The sequence below is a fragment of the Nonomuraea deserti genome, assembly GCF_004348685.1.
GTDB lineage: Bacteria > Actinomycetota > Actinomycetes > Streptosporangiales > Streptosporangiaceae > Nonomuraea > Nonomuraea deserti.
The window spans coordinates 1-26520 of sequence record NZ_SMKO01000144.1 but is presented as its reverse complement, the minus strand read 5'-3'; the positions used below and the strand labels follow the sequence as shown (position 1 = coordinate 26520).

The following is a 26520-nucleotide window of genomic DNA, read 5'->3' as shown; positions in this document are numbered from 1 at the left end:
CCTCCCCTCTCGCATCCCCCTGCGTGACAGGCGAAGTGTCGCCGCCTTCTGCTTCGCCATGACGTATGGCGACGGTGAACTGGGAGCGCGAGCCCGGGGAGAAGATCGAGGAGTTCGTCGCGGGGCTGCTGCTGCTCAAGCATCCGAACGGCAACCGGGTCACGCCCTCCCGAGGCGACCGGGGCGTCGATGTAAGGGTCTTCAATCCCGACGGCTACGACATCTACCAGGTCAAGCGCTACAGCCGCCCGCTCACGGCCAAGCAGGCGACCAGCGGCGCGCTGGCCGAGGTGGAGGCCGCCGAACAAGCCGCCGAGGAAGCCCGCGCCGCCGCCGCGGCGGCGGAGCAACGCGCCACGACCGCAGCCAACACCGCCGCCACCCGGATCGCCGCCGCCGAACAAGCCCGCGTCCAGGCCGGGATCGCCCGCGATCGCGCCGAGGAGCGCGAGCAAGACGCCTGGCCGCAGGTCGGCGAGCACCAGAACGCACGCTCCCAAGCCGAGCAACTCGCCACCGAAGCCGCCGACCGGCGGCGTCAGGCCGAGCACGATCGGGACGCCGCCTGCCAGCGAACCACCGAACTCACCGAACTGCACGCCACCGCAACCGCCCGCATCACCGAACTGGAACGGCAGACCGGTGATCAGCAGCAGGAACTCGCCAGCCTCCGCCGCCAACTGAAGGAACAGGAAGCCCGGACCCGAAACGCCGAGCAGGAACGCGACCAGGCACGCGGCATGGCCGGGGCGCACGCCGAGGAGGTCGACCGGCTGCGCCGGGCGCTCAACAACGAACAGCAGCGGCGTGAGCAAGCCGTCACCGCGGCCGCCGTGGCCGAGCAGGCCCGCGAGGCCGCCGCCCAAGCCCGGGCCGACGCCGCCGGTGAGGCCGATCGGCTGCGTGGCGAACTTGCCATCCTCGCCAGCGCGTTGAAGACCGCTCAGCGGCAGCGGGAAGAAGCCGTCACCGCCGCTGCGGTGGCGCAGTCCTTGCCGACCAAGCAGGACAGCCCTGAACAGCCTGGCCACCCTGAGTCGGCCGCCGGGTCCGATCATGATGCCCAGCCAACGAACGATGGACAGCAGCCGGGTACGACCCGGTAGGCCCGTTCACCTGGCCGCCGAAATATTGGCAAAGGGAGTAGGGGGGCAGACCAAGTACGAGAGAAAGGGGCAGTGACGCCTATGACCTGTGACGTTGCCCGTACGATTTCGGCGTTCGCGGTTTGACCGGGAGGCCCCGCTGCTACAGGTACTGGCCCGCCTCAGCGCTGTCTGTCTTCGACACACGCGCCGACACCACGTTGGCGAGGTTGATGACTATGCCGTTCACGTCGGCTTCGCGATCATATCTCGCTCGCATCAACACCAGGCTGCGCCGCTCGTCCACAGCACGAGCGATCGCCGTCACCGCCTCCGGCTCTCCGTCGAAGTCCCCGCTGATCACGGAGACGTCTTCGCCGCCCATCAGGTGGAATCGAATGATCAGTGCGACATTCTCAGACACGGCCGGCTCCTTTCGCCAGCATCCACAAGGGGCCCCTGCCCAGGGTCGAACGGTGTAGGCAGTTGCCCTCCACATTCGCCTACCGTGGCGCGGACGCGGTGCCCTCCAGCCGGGCTGGGATACGGGAGTGACAATCGCGGCACCCGCTCCGAACCGGTTTGTTGCTCTGGCCAGTGGTCGGTGATGAGGACGTCCAAGGCGGCTTCCTTGTCGGCTTCGGTCGGCAGGGCGTAGCGGCGGGTGTTCAGCGAGCCGTGACCGAGGAGTTCAGCGACCAGGATGGGGTCTTTGCCGTCGCGGATGAGCTGGGTGGCGAAGGTGTGGCGCAGGACGTGCGGGCTGAAGGGTTCGGTGGGGTCGTCACCCAGGCCGACGGCGTCGCCGAGGCCGGTGATGATGTTGCGGGCGGCGCGGTCGCCCAGCCGGCCGCCACGGTGGTTGAGGAACACCGCGGCATGGGTGCCGGCCCCCTTCCAATCGGCGCGGGCCTCCAGCCAGTCGGTCAGGGCCTGGCGCAGGTCCGCATGGACGGGCAGCAGACGGATCTTGCCGCCGTCGCGGCCCTTGCCGCGGATGCGCAGCTCGCCCTTGCGGGCCGACAGGCGGACGTCGGCCAGGTCCAGGCCGACGACTTCGGAGATGCGCAGGCCGGCGTAGTAGGGCAGCAGGGCGATGGCCTTGTCGCGCGGGGATGCGGTGAGCTGGACGTGGCGGATGTAGCGACGGGTGCGCCGGGCGTCCAGGGCGCGGGGGGCGGTGCGGCGGGCGTCGCGTTCGCGGCGGGCCTGGCGCTTGCCGAGGCCGCAGCCGGGAGGCGTACTTGGTCTTGGTGGAGTCGGCCAGCGGGGCGTGCGCGAGCGCGGCGGTGTAGTCGGCCAGGACGGCGGCGTGGGGGGCGGAGAGTGGCACGGCCTGCGACCGGCGTGTGTTCCGGAAGCTGATCCGACCGGTTGTGTGATCTCTGAGAGCGTGTTTCCGGAAGTCACCCGCTCAGTCTACTTCCGGAATTGGGGAATTCCGGAAGTCATGCCGTACAATGAAGATACCGAGGTCTTTTCGAGCGTTGGCATTCAGGTCGGCGTCGCCCCCGGCGAACCACCACCGGCCTCCTCGGGGGCCTGGACAGGTCAGGCGACCATGACGCCGACACTTCTTTTGCAACCCGCACCGCTCAGCCCCGCCGCGCCCGCGATCCCTCGGGTCGATTCCGCGCTACGCCTCAGTTTCCACCCGGTGCCGAATCGGCGAGCGGTGGTGGACGGAGCCTGGTGGCCCTCCTCCCGTGACGCGGCCGCCGAACTGCCCGGCCTCATCGCCGCCGTGGACCGGCTGCTGGATCGGGTCACGCTCCGCATCGGCCTGCACCATGATGCGTGGCAGAACATCCCGCGCCGCATCCCCGCGCGCGGGCGTCAGGTCCGCATCGGCTGGTTCCGCCACACCGACCCGCGCGTGATCACTCTCAGCTTCGCCGCCGGCGAGCCGGTCGTCCTGCTGATCATCCCTTCGGGCACCGCCGCCGGCGCCGCCGAGGCCACGCTCAAGCTCACCGCCCAGGACATCGCCGGCATGAGCATCGACGCCCTCCTCACCCTCGCGCATCTGCCCGCCAGCCCCGCTCCGCGTGCCACGGCCGACGGCCCGGCCCGCTGGGAGGACGAGGGCGGGTCGGTCATCGGGCAGGCGGCGCAGCCATCCATGGGACGGCTGACGCCGTCGCCATGACCCGTGCCGCCTGCCGGCCGGATCGAGCGGTCCTGGAACCGCCCGTACTGGCGGCGGGCCGATCTCCGGCCGGCAGGCATCTCATCACCTTTCAGCTTCTCCCGTGAGGAGACATTCCATGACCGTCATCGACACCGCCCCGCTCGCCGGGGCCAGCGCCTCGGTGCCGACCCTCGTGCACCTGTCGGGGGACATTGACATCTTCAGCACAGCCCGCCTGCGCCAGAGGCTGATCAACACCCTCGACCACAGCACCGACCTGCTCGTCGTGGATCTGTCCCAGGTCACCTTCTGCGGGGCAGGCGGGATCGGCGTGCTGATCGGCGTGCAAGGCCGGGCCCGGACACGAGGCATCACGCTGGCCCTGACCGGCGTTCCCCCGCGCGTGGCCCGGCTGCTGCGCATCACCGGGCTGGACCACCGCTTCCCGGTCATGGCGTGACCGGTATGCCGACCACCCCCCGCACCACCGCCGAGGCGGGCTATGACGGCCATGCGCCTTTCCCTCGCCCCGCCGCCTCGGCGCGGGCCCGGTGCGCAGTTCTGCCCAGGCCACCTCTTCCGACGGCGGCGTGAAGAACACATGCAGCACTCGCGCCGACGTCAACCGCTTGAACTGCGGATAGGCGGTCCGCTCGATCCACGTCATCCCAGGGCCGTTCCTCGCCTCGATCCCGGCGTCCAGACCCCGGAAACCGTAGCGACGATCAACCCCCACCAGAGACCTCGTTCACCAAACCGCAACCAAGCCCATCCGGAGGGTCATATCATCCGACGCATCTGCCCTCTGGGCCGCGGCTCAGCGCCTCACTGCCCCTTTCTCCCGCGTGCGCGTCCGGCCCGAGTTGGAGAAGGCCCTGGCTGCCGCCCGGCAGATCAAGGCGCACGCCCCGCACTGTCGCGTCATCCTGATGGTGTACGAGATGAAGCGTCTGGGGCGGGACGCCACCGAGCTGACCGCGCTGGCCGACCATCTCACCGCGCACGGCCTGGTCCTGGAGTTGCTCGCCGGACCCCTCCCCGGCATCTACGACCCGTCCGGGGCCGGGAAGATGCTGTTCGCGTTCTTCGCCGCGATGGCCGAGACCGAACGCGAACCCATCCGCGAGGCCACCTTGGAAGGGCTGGACGCCGCCGCCCGCAAGGGCAGGCACGGCGCCACCCCGAGACGGTCGCGGTCGCCCGCGTCGAGTACCCCACCCTGGCGGTCCCTGCGGAGTCCCCGTGACCAGCCAGCCCGCCGACCGTTTCCCGGCCGACATCGCCGCGCGGCTGACCGGCCTTGACCGGGAGGCTTCGCGCGCGAGTACCGCATTGCGCTGGTGTGCGCGGCGGACCCGGCCAACTTCGCCCTGGTGATGCGGCTGCTGCGGCTGTGGGAGCTGCACGCCAGCGGCGCGGTCGAGCACCGCGACCAGGCGGAGAAGGGCCGTGCCGAACTCCGCTCTTCGCATCAGATGCAATGGGTGGCGTTTGGAGCAATGGAACAGTGGTTGGCGTTAAGCATTGACCGACGTCATGGACGCCGTTGACGGTGTGCGTATCAGGTGACGGATGCTCAGCGATGGCTGGGCCCGCCGGTCAGTCGATGCCTTCGATGATACGGAAGTCGCGCTCGAAGCCGTCGGGGAGGGCCACCAGCGCCTTTTGGTATGCCTCGCTCTCGTATGCCGAGACGGCCTGTTCGAAGCTGTCGAACTCGATCAGAACGACGCGTTGCGTGATTCCGGCCTCGTGGGCGACGACTCGACCGCCACGGGACGGGATACGGGACAGGACGCGCCCGCCCCCAGCCTGGACGGCCGGACCGGCCAGCTTGTCGTAGGCAGTCAGCCTCTCAGGGTCGGAAAGGGCGGGGTAGACACTGACCCAGTAGCCCTTGGCCATGGAAACCTCCTGTGTTGGGCCGGACACGTCCGACTTCGCATTGACACCCATATCGATCGATCCCGGCGACCGGTACTGCGGCCGGTTGAATCGTCATATGCGCAGGTTAGGGCTTGATGTGCGGTCGAGGGAAAGACCGGTTCGGGCTAAACTCAGAACGGATCGTTATCAATCGGCAGGGAGGGCACGTGGCGCCGGATACGGTGAGCCTGCGGTACTTCCTGGTGCTGGCGCAGGAGTTGAACTTCACCCGCGCGGCCGCACGGATCGGTATCGCACAGCCCGCACTCAGCGCCCGGATGCGCCGATTGGAGGCGGAACTCGGTACGGCCCTGCTGGTCCGCAACACGCGCAGCGTCGTATTGACCACGGCCGGTGCGGCCTTGGCGGAGTCCGCGCCACCCGCGCTGGCGGTGCTGGACCGGGCATGGGACACCGCCCGGAGCGCGGCGGCCGGTGAGCTGGGCACGCTGCGCATCGGATACAGCCTCAGCGCCGGGGCCGAGACGGTACCGGCCCTGGTGGACAGGCTGATTCGCGGCAACAGCGGACTCCAGGTCGGCGCGGTCCCGATGGCGACACCGGAGATCTCCCCCGCGGTCGCCGACGGCCGCATCGATGCCGGGATCACCCGCGGTGAACAGCCGGGCCGTGGTGTGCGCCGGTTCCTGCTGCGGCGTGCGCGCATCGGGGTCCAACTGGCGCAGCACCATCCGCTGGCCGAACACCCGGAGATCGAGATCGCCGACGCGGCCGCGTATCCGCTGCGACTCCCGGACCGTGCGGCCAACCCTGTGATCCACGATCAGCTGTCCGCACTGTTCCGAGACACCCGACCACACCCCCGATTCCACACGCCCGCAGTCTCTTTCGACATGTCCCAGCGCGACCTGCGCGACGGGGTCACCCTCGCCCCGGCCGGAGAAGCCGCGGTCACGGCATCACCGGCCGGTGTCACCTGGCGACCGCTGCGGGGCGCGCCCAGCCTGACGATCCACCTGGTCCTCCCACGCGAGCAGTCGCCACTACACCGCCGCATCCGTGCCGTCGCCAAAACCCTGGCGCACGAGCTGCACTGGCTGCCGGACTGACGCGCAAGAGGTCAAGCGAGACGGACGCCTGCGGTGGCGAGGCCGAAGGCCTTGCGCCCGGCGGACTTCGCGGTGATGACGACGACGGCGGTCTTGCTGAATGTCCGACACGACCTCGCTACGCCGGCGGATCAGCATCCGATGATGGCCCCGGGTCCGGTCCGAGTCGTACACCGCGGCGACGTCCTCGCCCAGCCCGAGATCTCGGCGGATAGTGGGTGGCCCCCCGTTCCGCGATCCCCAAACCCGAAGGAGCGTGTCGCCCGTGATGTTCGACGATGAGCGGGATGAGCAGGTGGAAGGGTCCGGAGTTCGGGCGGGCGGTGGACGCGCGCCCGTTGTGGTCGGCCCGGGACTGGGCGGCCGAGCAGGCCCGCGTCGTGCTGCGCGCCGCGGGCTGCCCGGAGTTCCCCGCCCGCGCCGGGTTCTCGGTGGAGAGCCACGACCCCCTCGCCCTGGCAGTGACCGACGACTTCACCGACCCCGCCCACCAGCCCGCCGCGCTCGCCCGCGCCACCCGGGCGCTGGCCGAGGCCGGGTACCGCACCGCGCCCCACCCCTGGGACAACGAGCTGGTGGCGGTCTGGCCCCGGCCGATCAGATCCCGCGTCACCCGGCGCGCGGTGCGTGGGGACGACGCTGCGTCAAGTGCGGCGAGACGCTGACAAGGGTGGAGGCGGCGACCTCCCACGCCCATCGTTGGCACGGGCAGTGCGCCGACTGCCGGCCGAACACCTGGTCCAGGCCGCCGACGCCGCTGACCAGGACTGACGGCTAGGTCTGGTCCGGAAGCGTGGGGACGGCCCCGAGCGCGCGCAGTCCCTCCCCGGGTGCCGACGACGCGATGGAGTAGCGGCCCTGGCAGTTGAGGTGGGCGTGGCCGAGTGGGCTGAGGCGGGCGACGTCCTCGTCCTTCACGGGGATTGCCTGGGCGCGCAGTTGGTCGACGGCCGCCGACAGGTAGCGGGAGTTCCACAGCGTGACGGCGTTGACGACCAGTCCGAGCGCCGCGAGTTGGTCTTCTTGTCCTTCTCGGTACGCCTGTCGGATCTGGCCGTTGCCGCCGTGGCAGATGTGCCGGGCCAGGCGGTGCCGGGATTCCTGGACGGTGAGCTGCTTGTTCAGCGTGCGGCGGTAGCCGTCGTTGATCGGGTCCAGGATGTCGAGCAGGTGGAGGGTCTTGTCGATGCAGCCGTATTCGGCGAACGCCTGGCCGAGCGGGGTGGGGCGGCCGTTGCGGGCGAACATGCGCAGCAGGTCGTAGGCGCGGACCTGGTTGGTGACCAGCGATCCGGCGACGCGGGTCATGTCCGACCACTAAGTGTGGATCTTGTTCCGGTTGACCTTGTTGCGGGCGATCGCCTCCAGCGGCCCGTAGTTGCTGGGGGTCTCGCTGCCGGGAACCTCGGCGCGCCAGAGCCGTTGGTCGCCCAGGTCGGCGAAGCGGGGCGCGAACCGGTAGCCGAGCATGGAGAAGATGCCGAACACCATGTCGGAGTCGGACGCCTGGTCGAGAAGCCCTTCAAGATCCCGTGCCCGGACCCAGTCGAAGTCCGCTGCGACGCGGTCGGCGTCTGTCTGAAGGCCGGCATTCTCACGCAGCGGCATTTCCACGTCGCGGGGGCCTGCCGCCGGAGAATTCCGCACCGCGCACCCCCGAGGGTCCGTCCGAGAACACCATCGGGGCCAGACCGATCGTCTCCTCGCCGTGCAGCTCGAACATCGCTGCGCCGGTGAGTCGCCGGATCGAGGTGGAAAGGTCGAGATCGTCCAGCAACGCTTCCAGGTCCATGGGTCCTTACGTCAACAGCGCGATGGAGGTGTCATCTAGCGATCTCAACGATGCCCAGGCTGTGCTCCCACGCATTGTCGGAGCTTTCGATGCGGTTCTTGACGGACGTGAGGTAGCGAGCCGCGTCCGCCCCGTCCACCAGCCGGTGGTCGTAGGTCAGCGACATGTACGCCATCGGGTGGACCGCGATGAGATCCTCGCCGTCGAGGCCGCGCAGCGCGACGGGCCGACGTGTGACGGCGCCGAGGCCGAGGATCGCCGACTGAGGGGTGTTGAGGATGGGCGTGTCGAACAGCGCGCCCCGGCTGCCGGTGTTGGTGATGGTGAAGGTCCCGCCCGCGAAATCGTCGGCGGTGGCCGAACCGTCCCGGGCGCGGGCGGCCAGGTGGGCGATGTGCCGGGCGAGCGCCCCGACGGTGAGGTCGTCGGCGTCGCGGATGACCGGAACAACCAGTCCTTCGTCGGTGTCCACGGCGATCCCGAGGCCGACGCCGGCCGGATAGGTGACCGTCCCGGCGGCCAGGTCCAGCTCCGCGTTGATCACTGGGTGGTCGGCGAGGGACTGCACGGCTGCTTCGGCCACGAACGGGAGCACCGACAGTGGAACGCCGTACCGGCTGCGGAACGCGTCTTTCGCCGCCTCGCGAGTTTTGACGGCGTGGTTGAGGTCCACCTCGATCACCGTGGTGAGCTGCGCCGACTCTTGGAGGGAGCGGTGCATGCGTTCGGCGATGACCTTGCGGCGGCGCGACAGCCGCTCGACCCGGCCGCGCGTGCCGGACACGGCGGAAGCGGGGACCGCCCGCCGAGGCGCGGCGGGTTCCGGCTGACGGGTGACGTCGTCACGGGGTTGTGCCGGCCGGATGGCCGCTCGCACGTCGGTGGCGGTGGCCCGTCCGTTGGGTCCAGAGCGCCGTACCTGGGCGAGATCGACGCCATGCTCGCGGGCTAGCCTGCGCACCCGGGGACTGTCCTGGTGCCGAGGAGCGCGCACCGCGACGTGCACCGGGCCCGCCTGCCGAGAAGCGAGGGTGCTGGCCGGCGGCGCGCCGGAGCCCGCGGAGGCGGCCATGTCGCCGACAAGGGCGATGACCGTGCCCACGGGCACGGTCTGCCCCTCGGGCACGAGGATCCGCCGCAGGACACCGTCGGCCGGGGCGTCGATCTCGGTGTCGACCTTGTCGGTGGACACCTCCAGGAGCGGTTCATTCGCCGTGACCTGAGCGCCCACATCGACCAGCCACCGGGTCACAGTGCCCTCGGCGACCGTCTCACCGAGTTGCGGCATGGTGATCTCGATGTCGCTCACGCCTGCATCGCCTTCTCGACCTCTGCGACGATCCGGTCCACCGACGGGATGACCAGGTCCTCCAGGGAGTCGGCGGAGGGCAGCGGGACGTGTGGCGTGGTGATGCGCACGATGGGCCCGTCGAGGTCCCAGAACCCTTCATCGCCGACGATGGAGGCGATCTCGGCGCCCCAGCCCAGTGCCCGCGGGTTCTCCTCGACGGTGAACAGTCGGCCGGTGCGGCCGACGGAGTCCAGGATGGTCTGAGCGTCGAGCGGAATCAGCGAGCGGACGTCGATGACTTCGCAGCTGATCCCCTGGGCGGCCAGCCGTTCGGCGGCCTCCACGGCCCGCGGCACCATCATGCCCAGCGCCGCGATCGTGGCGTGCTCGCCGCTGCGGCGGATCTTGGCCTTGCCGAGCACATCCTCGATGGGGCCGTCGGGAACCTCGCCTCGGCTGGCGTAAAGACCCTTGTGTTCGAAGAACAGCACCGGGTCGTCGCTGCGCACCGCGGCGGCCATCAGCCCGACCACGTCCTCGGGGCACGACGGGGTGACGACCTTGAGCCCCGGCACCGCCATGGCCCAGTTCTCGATCGACTGAGAGTGCTGGGCGCCGAAGCGGAGCCCGCCTCCGTTGCCGCTCTTGACCACCAGAGGGATCGAGACCTGCCCATTGGTCATATAGCGGGTCTTGGCCATCTGATTCACGACGATGTCCCAGCAGACGGCGAAGAAGTCGGAGAACATGATCTCCGCGATCGGCCGCAGTCCGGTCATCGCCGCGCCCATGGCCGCGCCCAGGATGGCCTGCTCGGAGATGGGGGTATCGAGGACGCGGCGCGGACCGAACTGCTCCAGCAGCCCGACCGTGGTCTTGAACACCCCGCCCGCCCCGGCGATGTCCTCCCCGATGAGGACCACCCGCTCATCCCGGTTCATCTCCTGCGCGATGCCGCGGGCCACTGCCTCCCGGTAGGTCAGTTGCGCCATGAGTGTCCTCCATCCGCCCACACGTCGGTGTAGGCCAGTGCCTGCTCTGGCAGCGGCCCGTTCTTGGCCGCCTCGGTCGCCGCGTCCACGGCCTGGCCGACCTGGCTTTCGATCTCGTCCAGCGCCGAGGACGGGACGCCGATGCGTTCGAGCCGCCCCCGGTAGATCTTCAGCGGGTCATGGGCCAGCCACGCCTCCAGCTCGCCCGGCGGCTTGTACTTGCCCGGGTCGGCCCTGGAGTGGCCGCCGTGGCGGTAGGTCAGCGCCTCTATCAGGACCGGCCCACGGCCGGAGCGGGCGTGTTCCAGCGCGTCGCGGGCCGCGAGGTAGCAGGCGTCGGCGTCGTTGCCGTCCACGACCACCGGTTGGAGCCCGTAGGCGCCGGCGCGGTCGGCGGCGGGCCTGGGCACGGCGGTGATGTCGGAGATCGCGGTGTACTCCATGTACAGGTTGTTCTCGCAGACGAACACGACCGGCAGGGAGAAGACCGCCGCGTAGTTGAGCGCCTCGTGGAATGCGCCGATGTTGGTGGTGCCGTCGCCGAAGAAGCAGACCGCGACCTGGCCGCTGCCGCGGTACTGCGCGGACCAGGCCGCACCGTTGGCGATCGTCAGATGCGCGCCGATGATCGCGTAGGAGCCCATCATGCCGTGCTCGACGCTGGTGAGGTGCATGGAGCCGCCCTTGCCGCCGAGCAGCCCGTTGGAGCGGCCCAGCAGTTCGGCCAGGATGCCCTCCATGGGGACTCCGCGGGCCAGGGTGTGCGCGTGGCCGCGGTAGGTCGCGAACGTGTAGTCGTCCTCGCGCATCGTGGCGCCGAATCCGGCGGCCACGGCCTCCATGCCCAACGACAGGTGCGTGGTGCCCTTGACCAGGTTCTGCATGAACATGTCGTAGGCGCGCTTTTCGAACTGGCGGATTTCGTGCAGCCGCCGGTACATGAGTAGCCGGATCTCGCGGTCGATGTCCGCGGCGTCGTGGGTGGTCTGGCTCTTGGGCGGCAGCACGATGGCGTGCTCACCGTACGGGTGCCGTTCGAGGGGCGAGGTCATGCCTCACCTCCCTGGAAGATCGACGTGTTCAGGTGGGACTGTGACTCGCGCACCGTGGGCAGCATGCCGCCGGTGGTGAAGTAGCGCCGGCCGGCCACGAGCAGGTCCTCGGCGGGAAACTTCGTGATCACTTCGCAGCCGTCGGCGGTCACGACGATCTCCTCCTCGATGCGAGCCGCCGACCAGCCGTCCTTGGCAGGCCAGTAGGTCTCCAGGGCGAAGACCATGCCCTCCTCCAAGACCTCGGGATGGTCCAGCGAGACCAGCCGGCTGAAGATCGGCTTCTCCCAGATGGACAGCCCGACGCCGTGGCCGTACTGGAGGGCGAACGCGGCCTCTTCGTCGGCGAAGCCGAACTCCTGCGCGGTGGGCCACACCGAGACGATGTCGGCGGTGGTGGCGCCGGGCTTCACCAGGGAGAGCCCCTGGTCCATGTATTCGCGGCAGATCTTGTACGCTTCCCGCTGGGCGGGTGAGGCGCTACCGACCGCGAACGTGCGGTAGTAGCAGGTCCGGTAGCCCATGTAGCTGTGCAGAACGTCGAAGAACGCGGGATCGCCGGGCCGGATGAGCCGGTCGGAGTACACGTGGGGGTGCGGGGCGCACCGCTCGCCGCTGATGGCGTTGACGCCTTCGACGAACTCCGAACCCATGTCATAGAGCACCTTGCTGACCAGGCCGACGGTCTCGTTCTCCCGGACTCCCGGCCGGAGGAACTCATACAGCTGGTCGTAGGCCGCGTCGACCATCGAAGCGGCCTGGGTGAGCAGCCCGATCTCGTCCTTGGTTTTGATACGGCGCGCTTCCAGGAAGACCTGCTGGCCGTCCACGACCTGGATGCCGGCATGTTGCAGCGCCGCGAGGATCGGCAGCTCGATGACATCGACGCCGAGTGGTTCGTTCAGCAGCCCGTGCTGGTCCAGCTCGGCCTTGATCTTGCGTGCCACCTCCTCGGCGATGCCGGCCTGCGGGTGAAAGGCTCCGCGCAGAGTGGAGATGCCGGCCCGGGCGCCGCCCAGCTGCTTGACCGCGCCATGGTGCGGGCCGTGGACGGCGTCGGGCGATTCCAGGGCGGCAGGGGCGAGCCACGGGTTGTACAGCTGGTGGTGCCGGGCCGCCGAGCCGAAGTCCCAGATGATCGGCTCGGCGCCGCGCACCAGCAGGGCGAAACGGATCAGCTTGTCGTTGGCCCAGGTGCCGATGTGGGTGGCGGTCATGTAGCGGATGTTGGGGAAGTCGAACGCGAGCACCGCGCCCAGTGATGAGCGGTCCAGCTCGGCGCGCAGCCGGGCCAGCCGCTCGGTGCGCAGCCGGTCGAGGTCCAGCCGCTGTTCCCAGTCGACGGCGTTCGTGCCGTAGGTGTGGATTCCCACGTCAGGTCCTTTCGGGTTCGCGGCCGGGAACGGCGTCCCCGGCCGCGGCGGAGGGGTCGACCTGGTCGGCCGTGGCTTGGAACCAGGCCGCCATCGCGGCCATGTCCCGGTCGCCGTAGCCGTCGTGCAGGGCGTGCTGATGGAGTTCCAGGGCGCGCCGGACGACGGACTTGGCCGGGTCCGTGTCGTCGCTCGTGGCCACGGCGAGGCGGAGGTCCTTGGTGGCGGTCGCGAGGTCGAAGGCGACGCCGGTGTGAGCCGGGTCGGTGAAGGCGGGTCTTTTGTAGTCGAGGAAGCGGTTCCAGAGCACGCCGGCCGCGAGCACGTCGAACAGGGCGTCGGCGGAGACGCCGGCTTTGCGGGCGGTGACCAGGCATTCGGCCAGGGTGGTGCTGAAGGTGTGCAGCAGCGCGTTGACCGCGACCTTGGCTGCGGCGCCGGCCCCGGCGGGTCCGACGTGCACCACGGTGCCGAGCGCCTCCAGCACCGGCCGCACCTCGTCGATCACGGTGAGATCGCCGCCGGCCATCAGGCCGAGATTGCCCTCGCGGGCGACGGCGGTGCTGCCGCTCACCGGGCAGTCGAGGAACCGCACGTGCGCCGCGGCGCACAGGGCGGCCGCCGCGCCTGCCGCGCATGCGCCGATGGTGGAACAGTCCACGACGATCGTGCCCGCGCGGGCGGCGGTGAGAATGCCGTCCTGGCCGGTGAGCGTGCTGAGGACCGCCTTGCCGTCGGTCAGCATGGTGAACACGACGTCGGCGTTCTTCGTCGCCATCGCCGGCGAGGACGCGACCTGGACGCCGGTGCGCTCGGCGATGGTGATGGCGCGCTCGGCCGTCCTGTTCCATACGGTCACCGGGAAGCCTCGATCGGTGAGGGCGGCGACCATCTCGGCGCCCATGCGGCCGATGCCGCAAAAGGCTACGCGGAGCTGCCGGCCGGTCATGACGGCCCTGCTTGTGTGTCCACGAGGAGCTTGCCCCGGGCGGATCCATCGGTCATCGGGACGAGGGCGTCCTCGACGATGCGGTCGAGGGGGACGACGCGCTCGACGAGGAGGGCGGCGAGATCGTGCCGGGCGAGCAGGTCCAGGGCGGCCGGGAGGTTCCGATCGCACACGTGGGCGACGGTGGTCATCACGTCGATCTCCCGGAGGATGAGGTCGACGGCCGTGAACGAAACCTGCGCCTTGGGCAGGCCGACGAGGAGGATCGTGCCGCCGCGCCGGGTGAGCCGCTGTACCCGGGACAGGCCGTCGGGCACGCCGCTCGCCTCGATGGTGACGTCCGCCAGCGCCGAGCCGGTAAGCTCGGCAACCGCCTCCAGCGGATCGGCCGCGGTCGCGTTGACCGTCACGCTCGCGCCCAGCTTCGCGGCGGTCTCCAGGCGGCCGTCGTCGATGTCCACGGCGACGATCGCACCGGCGCCGGCGGCCTTGAGCCCGGCGATGACGAAGGATCCGATGGCGCCGGCGCCGTGCACCACCACGACGTCGCCGGGCCGGACCCGGCTGCGGTCCACGGCGTGCAGCCCGACCGCGAGGGGCTGGGCCAGCGCGGCATTGTCGTCGGACACCTGCGGCGCGACAGGATGCAGCATCGCCTCGGGAACCGTGATGCGATGGGTGAGCCCGCCGTCGGCGGACAGGCCGTAGGTCCAGTAGGACTGGCAGAGGTTGGTCTGGCCGCGCTCGCACCAGCCGCAGCGTCCGCACCAGACGCCGGCGCCGGCGGCCACCCGGTCACCGGCGGTGAACCGGTCGCTGCCGGGTCCGGCGCTCTCCACCACGCCGATGAACTCGTGGCCGAGCACGACCGGGCCGAGGACGCCGGAGTTCGGGTGCCGAACCTTCAGCGGGGTCATTATCGGACCTGCGGCGTACTCGCTGGCGTCGGTGCCGCAGAGCCCTGCCCGGGTGATCTGCAGACGTACCTCTCCCCGGCCAGGGGCGGGCGCGTCAGGGCGTTCCTCGATGCGCAGGTCACCGGCGGCGTGCAGGACCGCGGCCTTCATGAGCGCGCGCCGTTCCCGATGTGCACCTTGACGTTCTTGTCGGTGCGGCGGGCGGCGTCGTAGGCCTCCGGCGCCCGTTCCAGGGGGAACCGGTCGGTGATCATCGGTGTCAGGTCGAGGCCGGTCCGGGCGAGGAAACGCAGGGTTTCCTGCCAGACGCCAGGGGATCCGATGGTGCCGCGGATCTGGAGCTGCTTGGACTGGATGAGTCTTGCCGACATCAGGCTTTCCTTCGTTCTCGGAATCAATGGCGGTCAGCGAGAGTCGTCCGAGGCGCCGGCGGCGAGTGTGTCGCGCACCCACTCGATCTCGCGGCTGACGTACTCGTCGATGTCGCCGGTTGTGAGGTGGTCCGGCAGCACGGCCCAGGTGTAGGTCTCAATCTCCAGGTGGTCGGAGAGCGGTGTGCGCCGATGCAGGTCCAGAGCCGCTTCGATGTTCGACCGGGTGGTACGGAACCCGCCGATCTGCTCGAGAAAGACGGGCACGTGGAAGTGCGTTCGCCATTCCCGGGATCCACCCGGGGCGGCGTTCCATGCCTCAATGGCGTCACCAGGTTGAGGAAGCGGGTCAGGTGTCCGTCGCGGCGCTCGGTGGTCCGGCTCAGGTAGATCGTGTCGGTGAACTGCCCAGTGCCTCGACCGTCTCGTCGGTGACCTCGGGCACCCATAGTGCTGCGGCTTCCTGCAGCTTGAAGATCGGAATGCCGACGCCGACCAATGACTGCAGCCCGGCGGGGATGTCCTCGAACGCCACCGACTGGTGACCGATGTCGAAGACCACCCCCAGGTGCCGGCGGATCAGGCCGATCGCCTCCGAGATCGGGACGTCGGCCAGCCGCGCGGGTTCCTCCGTTCCCGAGCGGGAGAAGGGGTGCTCGTCGAAGTACCTCACCGTCTCCTCGGTGGTCTCGAGGAAACCGAACGGTTCGGGCTCCAGCGCGAGCTTCACCCGGCGACCGGTCCGCCGTTCCAAGCTGATCAGGTGGGCGACGACGCGGAGCCGGTTGGTGGTGAAGGCCGTGATGTATCCGGGGGACGTTGGGGCGGAAGGCTAGCGGAGCAGTCTGGATCGAGGGTTCGATCGCGGCGTCGGTGATGTCCACCAGGATGTCGGCGACACCCATGGTGCAGGCCGTCCGCTCCTGCGTCGCCCAGTCCGGTTCGTAGACCTGCTCCATGACGGAGCGCCCCTTGAAGAACCCATGCGGGAACGCGTTGATCGTGTAGACGTACAGGTCCTCCTGGCGGAGGAATCCGAGAAAGTCGGCGCGTTCGGCGGGGTCGGCCCGCAGGGCTGCCACCGAGGCGCCGGAGAGACGCAGCGACACCCCCATCGGCGTCGCGGGTGATACGCGTTTCCTTACCGCCGGCACGTGCGCGGCGACGCTCTCCCGCATCTCACTCCAGGTGTCCCCAGGGTGAACCAGGGTGGAGTAGGTGAGGTGACGCAAGCGGTCGCTGATCTTCACAAGGACGTTCCCTTCACGGGAATGAGGCGAGGCTTCCGGGACATGTCGCCATCCGGCCAATGGTCAGTAATGGTGAACACTCCCAAGCGAGCGTGTCAAGGTTTCCGTCCGAGCGGCTCACTTGTGTTCAGTAGTTATGAACAAAGGTGAGCCGGAGATCGCAGACAAGGCCTTGACGTTGGCCCCCAGTTAACTGTAAGTGCACTATGGGTACGGCGTCGTTCCTGGCCTGCGCTGACTCCGACTACCTGACCGGTCAGGTCATCATGGTTGACGGGGGGATGGTGCTGGTTTGAGCCCTGCAGAAGGTTCCTTCCGGGACCGCCCGTTCATCGTCGTTGCCTTGAGCAAGGAGCACCCTTGACTTCTCCCCAGACACCGCAGACTTCGGACGACGCCACGGCCGTCAACCTCGGCTCCCGGCTGCGAAGGGCGCGTAAGAGGTTGAAGTTGTCACTGCGCGAGCTCGCGCGCAGACTCAACGTCTCGCCCTCCTTCCTGTCCCAGATCGAGAACGGCAAGTCGCAGCCTTCGGTGGCGACGCTGTACTCCATGGCACAGATGCTCCAAGTGTCCGTCGACAGCCTCTTCGAGACCGACGAAGAGGACGGCGAGCCGACTGATGACATGGACCTGGAGGAGGGCGAATCGGAGGCGATGCGCGATGGCGCATCACTGTTGGACGATGCGGACCCGTCCCGGCAGGCAGAGGAAGATCTGCATGACCCGGCGCGGGCGTACGAGCTTGGCTCCTCAAGGCAGCTCTGGCAGGACGCCAAGCGCACGGGCCTGTTGTCGGTGACCTCGCCGGGCGATCGGACCCGGCTGGTCATGGACACCGGAGTGATCTGGGAACAATTGGCCACCAACACCGTGCACCAGCTGGACTTCATCGAGATCGTCTACCCGCCGGGCGCCAGTTCGACCAACGACGAGCGGATGTTGCGCCACAACGGGTACGAGTACGGCTACCTCCTGGAGGGCGAGCTGGAAGTGACGTTCGGCTTCGACACCTTCACCCTGCACGCCGGCCAGTCGCTCGGGTTCAACTCCACCGTCCCGCACCTCTTCCGCAACCAGGGCACCGTCCCGGCCCGGGGCATCTGGTTCGTCCACCACGACCACGACTGACAGCAACGCCTCAGGCGGGCTGCTCAGTGGCGCGCTCGGCGCGCAGCATCGCGTCGATCACGCGCACGTAGGGCTCGATCACCTGAGAGGGCGGTTCGCGACCATAGGCTCGCGAACCGCCCTCTCAGTGCGGGGCAGCGACGTCCGGGCGTGGCCGCAGGTTCCCCCGGTACTGTTCAGTGAGAGTGAACCGATGTGACCCGGCGCGGGTGCGGACAGGGGCGGTGTGGTGCAGGACAGGATTGGGCCGGCCGAGCACTGGGCTTCCGGGCCTTCGTTCGACGTCGTGCACGTTGTTGCTCGAGCTCGACCGGTTCGTGTCCGGTCGGCACGATCCCGATCACACCCGGGAGTGGGTGGCGTCGCAGCTCGGCGACGCCTTGGGTCAGCCGCTCCCGCGACCCTCGAACGCGGTCGACGCGCTCGACCTGAGCTGGGCCGCCGACCCGATTCCCACGCCGTCCTCTGCTGCCGTGCGGGCCGCGGACGCCGAGTTGAGTCAGCGGCCGGACGCCACTGGACGCTGAGCAGCGGCTCGCCTCCGGTGACGTCGGTGTGATCGGCTTGGGGGCGCGGCGCCTCCACCGGGGCCGGTGGCAGAGCGTCCGCGACGAGTGTCCGCTATAGGTTGACACTTGCCTTTGGCTTGTTCAATTATGGCGAACAGCAGGTGCACGTTATTGCCTGCTTTGTCCGTTCCCACCATCGGCGACAAGCATATACCCTTCCGTCTTGTTCCCGACGAGTAGGTCCACCTGCCGGCGACGCAGAACGCCAATCGGCCGGCACCGACCTACAGACCGCGCTCGAACTGATCTCGTCCAAGGTCGCGATCCTGCGTTCCACCGACGACGCAGCCGAGGCGCCGCCTTCACCGAGCGCCGTCCCACCCGCTTCGTCGGGCGCTGACCCTCGACCGATCACTGCCCGCTCGACTCGCACCGTTGCGGAGACACCATGGGTTCACCGTCAATCCCCCATCCCCCCGCCGACATGAACCACCGCTCACGCCGACACACTCGCCGGGTTGCGCTCGGCAGTGCCATCGGCACGTTCGTCGAGTACTACGACTTCACCGCCTACGGCTTCCTCGCCATCACGCTCGCAGCGGTGTTCTTCCCGACCCAGGACCCGACCGTCGGGCTTCTGTCCGCTCTCGCAGTGTTCGGCGCGGCCTTCGTGCTGCGTCCCCTCGGCGGAATCGTGCTCGGACACCTCGGCGACCGCTACGGCCGCCAGCCGGTGCTGGCGTGGGCCGTCATCACGATGGCGCTGTCGAGCTTCCTCGTCGGTGTGCTGCCCGGCTACGCCAGTGCCGGAGTGTGGGCCACCCTTTTGCTCGTGCTCCTGCGTGGGGTGCAAGGGCTCTCCGCCGGCGGAGAGATCGGCGGCGCCGCTACTTACGTCGCAGAATGGTCGCCCCACCGGCGGCGTGGGTTCATGTGCGCCAACGTCCAGGTCGGCAACCTACTCGGCGTGCTCACCGGATCGGTTCTCGTCGCGCTGCTGTATGCGACACTCGACGACGGTCAGATGGAGTCGTGGGGTTGGCGGATCCCGTTCCTGCTCTCACTCCCGATGGGTCTGATCGGCCTCTACATCCGGCGCCGCCTCGAGGAAAGCCCAGAGTTCGAAGCCCTCCGCGAAGACAGCACCACCGCGGTGAAGCACGAGTCCTCACCGGTGGCCACCGCACTGCGCCGAGACTGGGCGAGCATCGTCCGTGTGGCCGGCTTCGCCGTCGGCGGCTTCGCCGGCTACTACATCGTCTACGTCTACGGCGCAACCTTCCTGCATCGCCAGGGTGGCCTGACCAGCTCCCAGGCCGCATGGTGCACCTCCGGGTCGCTCGTCCTCGCCGCCGCCACCGTGCTCGGCTGGGGCGCGCTGTCCGACCGGGTCGGCCGCCGACCGATTCTGCTCGGCGGGTTCGCCGCCATGGCAGTGCTCGCCTACCCCGCATTCCTGCTGATGGACACCGGCAACGTCACGCTCGCATTCCTCGGCCAGGCCACCCTGGGGCTGTGTGAGGCCGCCGTCATGGGCCCCATGATGGCCACCTACACCGAACTGTTCCGCACTAGCACCCGATTCAGCGGGTTCGGGATCGGCTACAACATCGGCTCGATCCTCACCGGCGGCACTGCGCCGTACATCTCCACCTGGTTGATCGACAGCACCGGCGATCCACGCTCGCCCGGGTTGTTCCTCATGACCGCCGCGGCGATCTCGGTGATCACCGCATTGAGGCTTCCCGAAACCGCCCACAGCCCGCTGCGCAAGGACTAGAAGACATGGCCTACCCCGAACTCGCGCTACTCGTCGACGGCCAGCGCATCACGACCGGGCTGCCCACCCGTCCAGTCATTGACCCCGCCACCGAGGCGCTGCTCGGCCATCTACCTCATGCGGACCCGGTCCTCCTCGAGCGAGCCGCGCGAACCGCGGCAGCCGGCTTCGCCCAGTGGCGGGCAGTGCCGGCCCACGAGCGGGCCGCCCTCCTGCACGAGGCCGCGGCACTGCTCCGGCGCCGCGCCGAAACCGTGGCGGCCGACCTGACCGCCGAGCAGGGCAAACCCCTGGCCGAAGCCCAGCCACCCGTCGCTCGAGGCGGAGCGGCTCCTGACCGAGATCACCAGCGGCCGGCGCGACGGCGCCGGTGCCGACGGGCTCAGCGCGTCCACCCGCGCCGACGACTGGGCCCTTGCGTGGGCGACCGACAGCGCCCGCGGGAACGGCGACGACCGGACAGCGATCGGACGGAGACTCCACGATGACAAGCGACATCGCCGACGACCTGCTCGACTTCGCCGTCTACCAGCAGATCTGCCGCCTCAAGTCGCGGTACTTCTTCTGTCTCGACACCAAGCAATGGCCGCAGCTGCGGATGCTGTTCAGCGACGACGCCACGTTCGAGGGCTTCCCGTTCGCGACGCACGGCCCGGACGCCTTCGTCGAGGGGGTCTCCGTGTGGCTCGGACCGATGCGGTCGGTCCATCACGGCATGATGCCGGAGCTCAGGAGCGCGGGCCCACGGCTCGTCCGGGGACGCTGGGCCATGCAGGACTACCTCACCTGGCCCCGGGACAGCCGGGTGTACAAGCGGATCCCCATCCCTGGGATGTACGGGATCCGTGGATACGGCTTCTACGACGAGGAGTACACGTGGGAGCCGACCGGGTGGCGGATCTCGTTCATGCGGCTGACGAGGCTGCGGATCGACCCGCTCACCGGCGGGTACATCGAGCCCCCGCCCTACGACGGCCCCGCAGCGGACACCGGCTGGCTCGAACGTTGAGACGGCGACCGACCGTGGTTCAGGCGATCGCCATGCCCCCGTCGACGGGGATCACGTGACCGGTGACCCACTCGTCGGCCAGCAGCCGTGACGCCCACAGCGCGATCTCGGTCGGGTCGCCGACCCGGCCGAGCGGGATGTCGGCGGCGCGCTCGGCCAGGAGGCGGTCGACGGTCGCCGGGTCCATGCCGGCCAGCGGTGTAGATGCCGGTCCGGGTCGGCCCGCGGCGCCAGGGCGACCCGCACCCCGTGCTCGGCCAACTCCAAGGCCAAGCAACGGGTCAGGTGCGCGATCGCTGCCTTGGAGGCGGCGTAGTGGGAGTTCGACACGGTCGCGCGCAGCCCGACCGTGCTCGAGAGGTTGACGATCGCGCCGCGGGCGGCGATGAGGTCGGGCAGCAGGGCCTGGGTGACCAGCGTGGTCCCGAGGACGTTGACGTCGAACAGCGCACGCACCGCCGACGGGGCCACTTCTTCGAGCGGTCCGACGAGGAACACGCCGGCGGAGTTGACGAGAAAGCCGATCCGGCCCCACGCTGCCCGGGCCTGCTCCGCGGCGGCATGCACTTGAGCTGAGTCGGCCACGTCAGACGCGTCCGAGACCCGACCCGGCTCCGGTGACGACGCCGGCGAGGTCACTCACGCCCGGGTTCCTCCGCCGTGCGGCGCCGGACCATGAAGCTCTCCTGGTGGCCGCTGACCGACATCCCTCGTCGCTCTGCATCCTTGATGGGGCTTTGAGCTGCGTTGATAGCATGAGGTGTGGCTCCGAAGACGGCAGCGAGGCGGGTGGAGGGCAATCTCCCAGCCGACTGCGAGGAGATCGTCGGTCGACGGCAGGATGCGGCCGACATCAGGCGGTTGCTCGCCTCCACGCGGTTGTTGACGCTTACGGGGCCCGGAGGGGTGGGCAAGACGCGCCTGGCGCTCCACGTGGCAGCCAAGATGCGACGCGCCTTCTCCAACGGTGTGTGGCTCGTGCATCTGGCCTCCCTTCAAGACGCCAAGCTGCTGGACCGCGCGGTGGCCGAAGCCCTGGGGGTGCACGACAAGGCGTCGCGCTCCTCCCTGGAGACGTTGATCGACCATGTGCGGGACAAGCAGACGCTGATCGTTCTGGACAACTGCGAGCACCTCATCGACGCGTGCGCCGCCTTCGCCGAGCAGTTGCTCCGGGCGGTTCCGGAGGTGCGCCTCCTCGCGACCAGCCGAGAGGTGCTCGGGCTCCCCGCCGAAGTCCGCTATGTCGTGCCGCCGTTGTCGCTGCCCCCGCAGGACCAGCGCCTGACATCTGAGGGCGCCGGCCGGTATGAAGCGGTGACCTTGTTCCTGGAACGCGCCAAGGCCATCGATCCGGGCTTCGGCCAGGGCGTCGACTACGGCGAGGTGGCACGGCTGTGCCGGCTCGTCGACGGCATCCCCCTGGCCATCGAGCTGGCGGCGGTGCAGTTGCGTGTCCTGTCCCTCCACCAGATCACCGACAGGCTCGGCGACCATCTCAACGCCCTCACTCCCGGATACCGGACCACCGCTCCCCGCCATCAGACCTTGCGTGCCGCGGTCGCCTGGAGCTTCGAGTTGTGCTCGCCTGCCGAGCAGATGCTCTGGCAACGCGTCACGGTCTTCTCCGGCGGCTTCGACCTGAACGCGGCCGAGGAGGTGTGCTCGGGCAACGGGCTGGCACGCGAGGAGCTGCTGCCGCTGCTTGCGGCGCTCATCGACAAGTCCGTCCTGACGCACGACAACGCCGGCCCGCGGGCGCGCTACGGCATGCTGGAGCTCTTGCGTCAGTACGGCGCGGAGCGCCTTGCCGCGAGTGAGCCGCAGACGGACCTGCAGCACCGCCATCTCGATCACTATCGGCGGCTGGCCGAGCGGATCCGCGCGAGCTGGTTCACCCCGTCGCAGGTGGACTTGTACGCCGATGTGGTGCGCGAGATGCCGAACTTCCGCGTGGCGCTCGACCACGCCCTGGCCGATCCCGCCCGCACGGAAATGGGCCTGCAGATCATCACGAGACTGTACGGCTACTGGGTCTATTCCGGCGGCTTCAGCGAGGCACGCTACTGGCTCGACCGCGCCGTCCGGTTGATGCGAGACACCTATCCGGCCCGGTTCCGGGCACTGGCGACGCAGGCGCTGTTCGCCCTGATGCAGTGGGAGATCGACGCGGCGAGACCGCTGATCCGCGAGTGCTCGGCGCTGGCCGACGGCCGGCGGGACCCGGGCGATCAGGCGATGGTGCAATTCCTGTCAGGTCGGCTCGCCATGCTCCTCGGTGACTACGACGACGCGATCAGCCGGCTGGAGGAGAGCGTCAAGTGGTATGAGAACGCGGGCGCCGCTGTCGAGGACGACGTACTGCAGGGGCCCTTCCTGTGCGTTTTCTACCTGACCTTGGCGGCCGCTTTCGGCAGGGATCCGCGGGCGGCCGCGTTCGCCGCCCGATGCCGGAGGACGGCTGAGATCGCCGGGGCGCAGGGCGAGATCTCCTGGGGGGTGTGGGTCAACGGCATCGAGCGCTGGCTCGCGGGAGAGAGGGAGCAAGCGGTCGAGCTGTTTCGCGCGAGCATCCGCATCGGCGGCCCCATCGGTTACCGCTACGGCGCGGCCGGGGCCATCGAGTCCCTGGCCTGGGCGACAGCCGCTGACGGACGAGATGTGCGGGCCGCGCGCCTGCTCGGCGCGGCCGCCTCGATCCGGCGAATCCTGGGGCTGTCGCTGCCGGGCTTCCGCTCCTACGCCGGCGAGCACGAGGAGTGGGAGGCGACACTGCGCAGCAGAATGGGCGAGGCGGGGTTCGCGACGGCCTTCGAGCAGGGAGCCGGTCTCGACTTCGACGAGGCCGTCGCCTACGCGCTGGAAGAACCGGCGCAGCCGTCCGAGGCAGGTGGCGACGAGGCCACCCGGCCGCGCGCGGAGACGGCGGAACTGACCCCGCGCGAGCTCGAGGTGGCAGGCCTCATCGCGCGGGGAGTGCGCAACAAGGAGATCGCCGCCCGCCTGGTCATCTCGCCCCGCACGGCGGAAGGGCACGTGGAACACATCCTGAGCAAGCTCGGCTTCACATCGCGCACCCAGATCGCCGCATGGTACTTCGACAATGTCACGCCGCCGCAGGAGTATTAGGCCAAGCGCAGCGCCGGAAGTGGAACAAACGCCGGCATTCTGAGAACGGGCGCGGAACGGCCCCCCGGGTCGGCCGGGGACCGTCAGTGCTCAGAAAGCCGCCTCGGAGGGCGGTTCACCACGATCTTGGACGCGGCCCGACCAGTAGCGACCTCGACCTCGACGTCGTCGGGCACCACGCGCGGCCCGACATCTTCGACCTGCGCACCTCCCTGAGGCGCCTCACTCCACTGACCTGGGCACTGGTAGGTTCGAGGCTCGTGCCTGATGTATTGATTCCCTATCCTCCGGAGTCTCTGACGCTCCCCGACAGGCTTGACGTCCACGTGTGGGAGGGCAGGCCGGACCGCTCGAGCCAGAACCTCCTGAGTAACATCGGCGCCGCGGATCTGCCCCGGCCGGAGGTGCTGGATCGCATCGAGTTCTACGTGATTCCGTATGGATTCGCCGACGACGCCAGCTCACTCATCACGAGGATGCCACGGCTGAAGGCGGTCCAGACGCTCACTGCCGGGTATGAGCATGTCCTGCCGTACCTGCGGGACGACCTGACGCTCTGCAACGCCCGCGGAGTCCACGATGCGAGCGCCGCCGAGCTGGCGGTGACCCTCACCTTGGCATCCCTGCGCGGCGTGCCGGCGTTCGTCCGGGCCCAGGAACACGGCGACTGGCGTCAAGGGTGGTATGACTCGCTGGCCGACAAGACCGTCCTGCTGGTGGGATACGGCGCGATCGGCCAGGCGATCGAGGCTCGACTGCGCCCGTTCGAGTGCGACGTACTCCGGGTCGCGCGGAGCGCGCGTGATGGGATCGCCGGCTTCGCGTCCCTGCCTGAGCTGCTCGGCCGCGCGGACGTCGTCATCCTGACCTGCCCGCTCACCGAGGAGACTCGGGGCATGGTCGACGCTTCGTTCCTGGCCGCCATGCGCGACGGAGCGCTGCTGGTGAACGTCGCCCGTGGTCCGGTCGTCGATACCGAGGCGTTGACAGCCGAGGTGGTTTCCGGTCGGCTTCGGGCGGCGCTGGATGTGACTGACCCGGAGCCGTTGCCGCCCGGGCATCGGTTGTGGGCCCAGCCCGGCGTCCTGATCTCGCCGCACGTCGGCGGGCTATCGACGGCGTTCGAGCCGCGAGCCCGCCGGCTGGTCCAGTCGCAGCTCAGGCGACTGGACACGGGAGAGCCGCTGGCCAACATCGTGGTCGGGCCGCAGGTGTCTCACTGACCGGTCCGCATGGGGTGAACCGTCCTGGGTCTGCGCCGAGCCCTGGGGCGTCAGGTGGTCGAGCCGGCCGGCGGCGCTCCTGAGGGGTCGCACGAGGTTCAGGGCCGTCCTCAACGGCGCGAGGGTGTCAGGCGGTGGCTCGGTCGGGTGGCCACATGGCCGCGCTGGATTCCCGTACGTTCAGGGTGGGGGCCAGCCGGACCGACGTCACCTCTTCTCCGGCCATACGCGCGAGCAGCAGGGTCGCGGCCTGGGCGCCGAGCTCGTACAGCGGTGAGTGAACGCTGGTCAGGGGAATGCTGAGATTAGCTGAGATCGACATGTCGTGGTAGCCCACCAAAGCGAAGTCACGGCCCACCTTCAGGCCGTGTTCGCGATAGGCGCCGATCACGCCGAGCGCTGAGTAGTCGGTCATTGCGAAGATGCCGGTCGGTGGGTTCTTGTGCTGGAGGAACACCTCTGCAGCCTCGCGGCCGGCTTCGACGTGGAATCCGGCCGCGACAATGTATGACGGATCCACCGGGATTTCGGCCTCGGCGAACGCGCGGAGGAACCCTTGCAGGCGGTCGGAACCGGTGCTGACCGACGACGACCCGGCCACCACGCCGACGCGCCGGTGGCCATGCGCGATGAGGTCTCGGCCGGCTTGATATCCGCCGAGCTCGTCGTCGAGCGTCACCGCGGGGTGGTCGCCGGAGCGGCGGAGCACCAGCAGGTACGGGATGTTCTGCTCGCGAAGCCGGTCGACGAAGGCGTCGTCCAGGCTTGACGCGCCGAGCAGGAGGCCGTCGACGCGGCGGGCCAGCAGCAGGTCGGCCTTACGCTGCTGGTCGTCCGGCTCGTCGCTGGCGCCGACGAGCAGGGTTTGGAAGCCCGATTTGCTGAAGGCCTGCTCGATCGCTTCGTACACGGTGGCGACGACGACGTCACTCAGCCGCGTCATCACCACGCCGACCGTCCGGGTCCGGCCCGAGCGCAAGCTGGCGGCCAGGGGGTCGGCCTCGTAACCCAGCTCCTTGGCGACCTTGCGGATCTTCACGGCCGTCGGAGTGAGGCTCGACGTCAGGGGCGACTGCCTGAGAACCCGCGAGACCGTCGACAGATGAACACCCGCCTCACGCGCGACGTCACGCATCGTCACGCGGGAGCCTGGTCCAGGCTCGGTGTTGTCCATCCTGACCTCTTTCTCACGCTTGACGGCGATGTTCCCGGCTCCATATTGTACGGCTTGGAAATCGATTGGCAATCGTTTGCATGTTACGGGAGGACGCGCATGTTCCATGTGATCCGCAATTACGATCGCGTGCCCGACGGCATCGTGGAGTCCTACAGAGGCCTTGACGTCGCGACGGTGCATGAGGCGAACGACAAGAAGGGCGCGATGGCCGCCGCGATCAAGCCGGTGTATCCCGGCATGCGGGTGTGCGGCACGGCGCTGACGGTGCGCAGCCAGGCCGGCGACAACCTCATGTTGCACAAGGCGATCGACATCGTCGCGCCGGGTGAGGTGCTGGTCGTCGACATCGGGGGATGGGAGGGC

General features: G+C 69.2%; 30 protein-coding genes and 3 pseudogenes. 15 read left to right on the top strand and 18 right to left on the bottom strand.

Annotated elements, in window-relative coordinates; all coding sequences use genetic code 11:
* The first annotated feature begins 65 nt into the window (after window positions 1-65).
* Window positions 66-1106, top strand: a complete 1041-nt coding sequence (locus E1292_RS36080; RefSeq protein ID WP_132601799.1) for a hypothetical protein — start codon at window positions 66-68, stop codon at window positions 1104-1106.
* Window positions 1107-1248: 142 nt separating this feature from the next.
* Here E1292_RS36080 and E1292_RS36075 read toward each other — a convergent pair whose 3' ends face one another.
* Together E1292_RS36075 and E1292_RS36070 are read right to left on the bottom strand one after the other, a co-directional pair.
* Window positions 1249-1509, bottom strand: coding sequence for a hypothetical protein (locus E1292_RS36075; protein WP_132601797.1), 261 nt, complete (start codon window positions 1507-1509; stop codon window positions 1249-1251).
* Entirely contained in the window at window positions 1488-2495 is a 1008-nt protein-coding gene (locus E1292_RS36070) for a tyrosine-type recombinase/integrase (RefSeq protein WP_132601794.1), read from the bottom strand. Before E1292_RS36070 ends, E1292_RS36075 begins: the two co-directional genes overlap by 22 nt.
* Here E1292_RS36070 and E1292_RS36065 point away from each other — a divergent pair.
* The 4 genes from E1292_RS36065 to E1292_RS51675 all read left to right on the top strand — a co-directional run bounded on the left by E1292_RS36065 (window position 2464) and on the right by E1292_RS51675 (window position 4766).
* On the top strand, window positions 2464-3234 hold the full coding sequence (locus E1292_RS36065) for a DUF5994 family protein (RefSeq protein ID WP_132601792.1): 771 nt from the start codon (window positions 2464-2466) through the stop codon (window positions 3232-3234). The two genes, E1292_RS36070 and E1292_RS36065, sit on opposite strands and share 32 nt — an antisense overlap.
* Window positions 3235-3352: 118 nt before the next feature.
* Window positions 3353-3676, top strand: a complete 324-nt coding sequence (locus E1292_RS36060) for an STAS domain-containing protein (protein ID WP_132601790.1) — start codon at window positions 3353-3355, stop codon at window positions 3674-3676.
* Between the two features lie 385 nt (window positions 3677-4061).
* A complete protein-coding gene (locus E1292_RS36055; RefSeq protein ID WP_246090569.1) occupies window positions 4062-4520 on the top strand; it encodes a recombinase family protein in 459 nt (152 codons plus the stop codon).
* 69 nt (window positions 4521-4589) lie between these two features.
* On the top strand, window positions 4590-4766 hold the full coding sequence (locus E1292_RS51675) for a hypothetical protein (protein WP_165974921.1): 177 nt from the start codon (window positions 4590-4592) through the stop codon (window positions 4764-4766).
* A 49-nt stretch (window positions 4767-4815) separates the two neighbouring features.
* On the opposite strand, the gene E1292_RS36050 is transcribed toward E1292_RS51675, so the two are convergent.
* Complete coding sequence (locus E1292_RS36050) at window positions 4816-5121, bottom strand: DUF1330 domain-containing protein (protein ID WP_132601786.1); 306 nt, start codon at window positions 5119-5121, stop codon at window positions 4816-4818.
* A gap of 188 nt (window positions 5122-5309) precedes the next feature.
* On the opposite strand from E1292_RS36050, the gene E1292_RS36045 reads away from it, so the two are divergent.
* The gene (locus E1292_RS36045; RefSeq protein WP_132601784.1) at window positions 5310-6212 is read left to right on the top strand and encodes a LysR family transcriptional regulator; all 903 of its coding nucleotides are present in this window, start codon (window positions 5310-5312) and stop codon (window positions 6210-6212) included.
* A 287-nt stretch (window positions 6213-6499) separates the two neighbouring features.
* Window positions 6500-6877 (top strand): hypothetical protein, encoded by a 378-nt coding sequence (locus E1292_RS36035; protein WP_132601782.1) that lies wholly within the window; start codon window positions 6500-6502, stop codon window positions 6875-6877.
* Window positions 6878-6986: 109 nt separating this feature from the next.
* Here E1292_RS36035 and E1292_RS36030 read toward each other — a convergent pair.
* The 11 genes and pseudogenes from E1292_RS36030 to E1292_RS53020 all read right to left on the bottom strand — a co-directional run.
* A pseudogene (locus E1292_RS36030) lies at window positions 6987-7724 on the bottom strand (Tn3 family transposase); the annotation flags it as partial.
* A gap of 82 nt (window positions 7725-7806) precedes the next feature.
* Window positions 7807-8004: a hypothetical protein gene (locus E1292_RS36025; protein ID WP_132601780.1), complete on the bottom strand. Its 198-nt coding sequence runs from the start codon at window positions 8002-8004 to the stop codon at window positions 7807-7809.
* A 31-nt stretch (window positions 8005-8035) separates the two neighbouring features.
* Window positions 8036-9313, bottom strand: a complete 1278-nt coding sequence (locus E1292_RS36020) for a dihydrolipoamide acetyltransferase family protein (protein ID WP_246090568.1) — start codon at window positions 9311-9313, stop codon at window positions 8036-8038.
* On the bottom strand, window positions 9310-10287 hold the full coding sequence (locus E1292_RS36015) for an alpha-ketoacid dehydrogenase subunit beta (protein WP_132601778.1): 978 nt from the start codon (window positions 10285-10287) through the stop codon (window positions 9310-9312). Before E1292_RS36015 ends, E1292_RS36020 begins: the two co-directional genes overlap by 4 nt.
* A complete protein-coding gene (locus tag E1292_RS36010) occupies window positions 10275-11339 on the bottom strand; it encodes a thiamine pyrophosphate-dependent dehydrogenase E1 component subunit alpha (RefSeq protein WP_132601776.1) in 1065 nt (354 codons plus the stop codon). The genes E1292_RS36015 and E1292_RS36010 overlap by 13 nt, the downstream gene beginning before the upstream one ends.
* Window positions 11336-12712, bottom strand: coding sequence for a M24 family metallopeptidase (locus tag E1292_RS36005; RefSeq protein WP_132601774.1), 1377 nt, complete (start codon window positions 12710-12712; stop codon window positions 11336-11338). The genes E1292_RS36010 and E1292_RS36005 overlap by 4 nt, the downstream gene beginning before the upstream one ends.
* 1 nt (window position 12713) lies before the next feature.
* The gene (locus tag E1292_RS36000) at window positions 12714-13661 is read right to left on the bottom strand and encodes an NAD(P)-dependent oxidoreductase (protein WP_132601772.1); all 948 of its coding nucleotides are present in this window, start codon (window positions 13659-13661) and stop codon (window positions 12714-12716) included.
* A complete protein-coding gene (locus E1292_RS35995) occupies window positions 13658-14728 on the bottom strand; it encodes a zinc-dependent alcohol dehydrogenase (protein WP_132601770.1) in 1071 nt (356 codons plus the stop codon). Before E1292_RS35995 ends, E1292_RS36000 begins: the two co-directional genes overlap by 4 nt.
* Window positions 14725-14949: a hypothetical protein gene (locus E1292_RS35990; RefSeq protein ID WP_181958346.1), complete on the bottom strand. Its 225-nt coding sequence runs from the start codon at window positions 14947-14949 to the stop codon at window positions 14725-14727. Before E1292_RS35990 ends, E1292_RS35995 begins: the two co-directional genes overlap by 4 nt.
* A 33-nt stretch (window positions 14950-14982) precedes the next feature.
* Window positions 14983-15216, bottom strand: coding sequence for a hypothetical protein (locus E1292_RS53025; RefSeq protein ID WP_220447226.1), 234 nt, complete (start codon window positions 15214-15216; stop codon window positions 14983-14985).
* 115 nt (window positions 15217-15331) lie between these two features.
* Window positions 15332-15679 (bottom strand): hypothetical protein, encoded by a 348-nt coding sequence (locus E1292_RS53020; protein WP_220447225.1) that lies wholly within the window; start codon window positions 15677-15679, stop codon window positions 15332-15334.
* A gap of 880 nt (window positions 15680-16559) precedes the next feature.
* On the opposite strand from E1292_RS53020, the gene E1292_RS35975 reads away from it, so the two are divergent.
* From E1292_RS35975 to E1292_RS35955, 5 genes are all read left to right on the top strand, one after another.
* On the top strand, window positions 16560-17330 hold the full coding sequence (locus tag E1292_RS35975; protein WP_132601768.1) for a helix-turn-helix domain-containing protein: 771 nt from the start codon (window positions 16560-16562) through the stop codon (window positions 17328-17330).
* A 296-nt stretch (window positions 17331-17626) separates the two neighbouring features.
* Window positions 17627-17857: a hypothetical protein gene (locus E1292_RS35970; protein ID WP_132601766.1), complete on the top strand. Its 231-nt coding sequence runs from the start codon at window positions 17627-17629 to the stop codon at window positions 17855-17857.
* Between the two features lie 466 nt (window positions 17858-18323).
* Window positions 18324-19619 (top strand): MFS transporter, encoded by a 1296-nt coding sequence (locus E1292_RS35965; protein WP_165974919.1) that lies wholly within the window; start codon window positions 18324-18326, stop codon window positions 19617-19619.
* A 5-nt stretch (window positions 19620-19624) separates the two neighbouring features.
* Entirely contained in the window at window positions 19625-20107 is a 483-nt protein-coding gene (locus tag E1292_RS35960) for an aldehyde dehydrogenase family protein (RefSeq protein ID WP_132601762.1), read from the top strand.
* The gene (locus tag E1292_RS35955) at window positions 20104-20628 is read left to right on the top strand and encodes a nuclear transport factor 2 family protein (RefSeq protein ID WP_132601760.1); all 525 of its coding nucleotides are present in this window, start codon (window positions 20104-20106) and stop codon (window positions 20626-20628) included. Before E1292_RS35960 ends, E1292_RS35955 begins: the two co-directional genes overlap by 4 nt.
* A 19-nt stretch (window positions 20629-20647) precedes the next feature.
* Here E1292_RS35955 and E1292_RS55955 read toward each other — a convergent pair whose 3' ends face one another.
* Window positions 20648-20905, bottom strand: a complete 258-nt coding sequence (locus E1292_RS55955) for an SDR family oxidoreductase (protein ID WP_369334349.1) — start codon at window positions 20903-20905, stop codon at window positions 20648-20650.
* Window positions 20875-21213, bottom strand: a pseudogene (locus tag E1292_RS55950) (SDR family NAD(P)-dependent oxidoreductase); the annotation flags it as partial. The gene E1292_RS55955 and the pseudogene E1292_RS55950, both read right to left, overlap by 31 nt.
* Window positions 21214-21390: 177 nt before the next feature.
* Between E1292_RS55950 and E1292_RS35945 the strand changes: the two are divergent.
* Complete coding sequence (locus E1292_RS35945; protein ID WP_132601758.1) at window positions 21391-23757, top strand: helix-turn-helix transcriptional regulator; 2367 nt, start codon at window positions 21391-21393, stop codon at window positions 23755-23757.
* Window positions 23758-23843: 86 nt separating this feature from the next.
* Entirely contained in the window at window positions 23844-24980 is a 1137-nt protein-coding gene (locus tag E1292_RS35940) for a 2-hydroxyacid dehydrogenase (RefSeq protein WP_246090567.1), read from the top strand.
* 127 nt (window positions 24981-25107) lie between these two features.
* Here the strand turns inward: E1292_RS35940 and E1292_RS35935 are convergent, their stop codons facing one another.
* Together E1292_RS35935 and E1292_RS55945 are read right to left on the bottom strand one after the other, a co-directional pair.
* Window positions 25108-26019, bottom strand: coding sequence for a LacI family DNA-binding transcriptional regulator (locus E1292_RS35935; protein ID WP_246090566.1), 912 nt, complete (start codon window positions 26017-26019; stop codon window positions 25108-25110).
* Window positions 26020-26040: 21 nt separating this feature from the next.
* A pseudogene (locus tag E1292_RS55945) lies at window positions 26041-26115 on the bottom strand (LacI family DNA-binding transcriptional regulator); the annotation flags it as partial.
* Between E1292_RS55945 and E1292_RS35930 the strand changes: the two are divergent.
* On the top strand, window positions 26083-26520 hold a 438-nt coding region (locus E1292_RS35930), incomplete at its 3' end, for an RraA family protein (protein WP_369334348.1). The pseudogene E1292_RS55945 and the gene E1292_RS35930 sit on opposite strands and share 33 nt — an antisense overlap.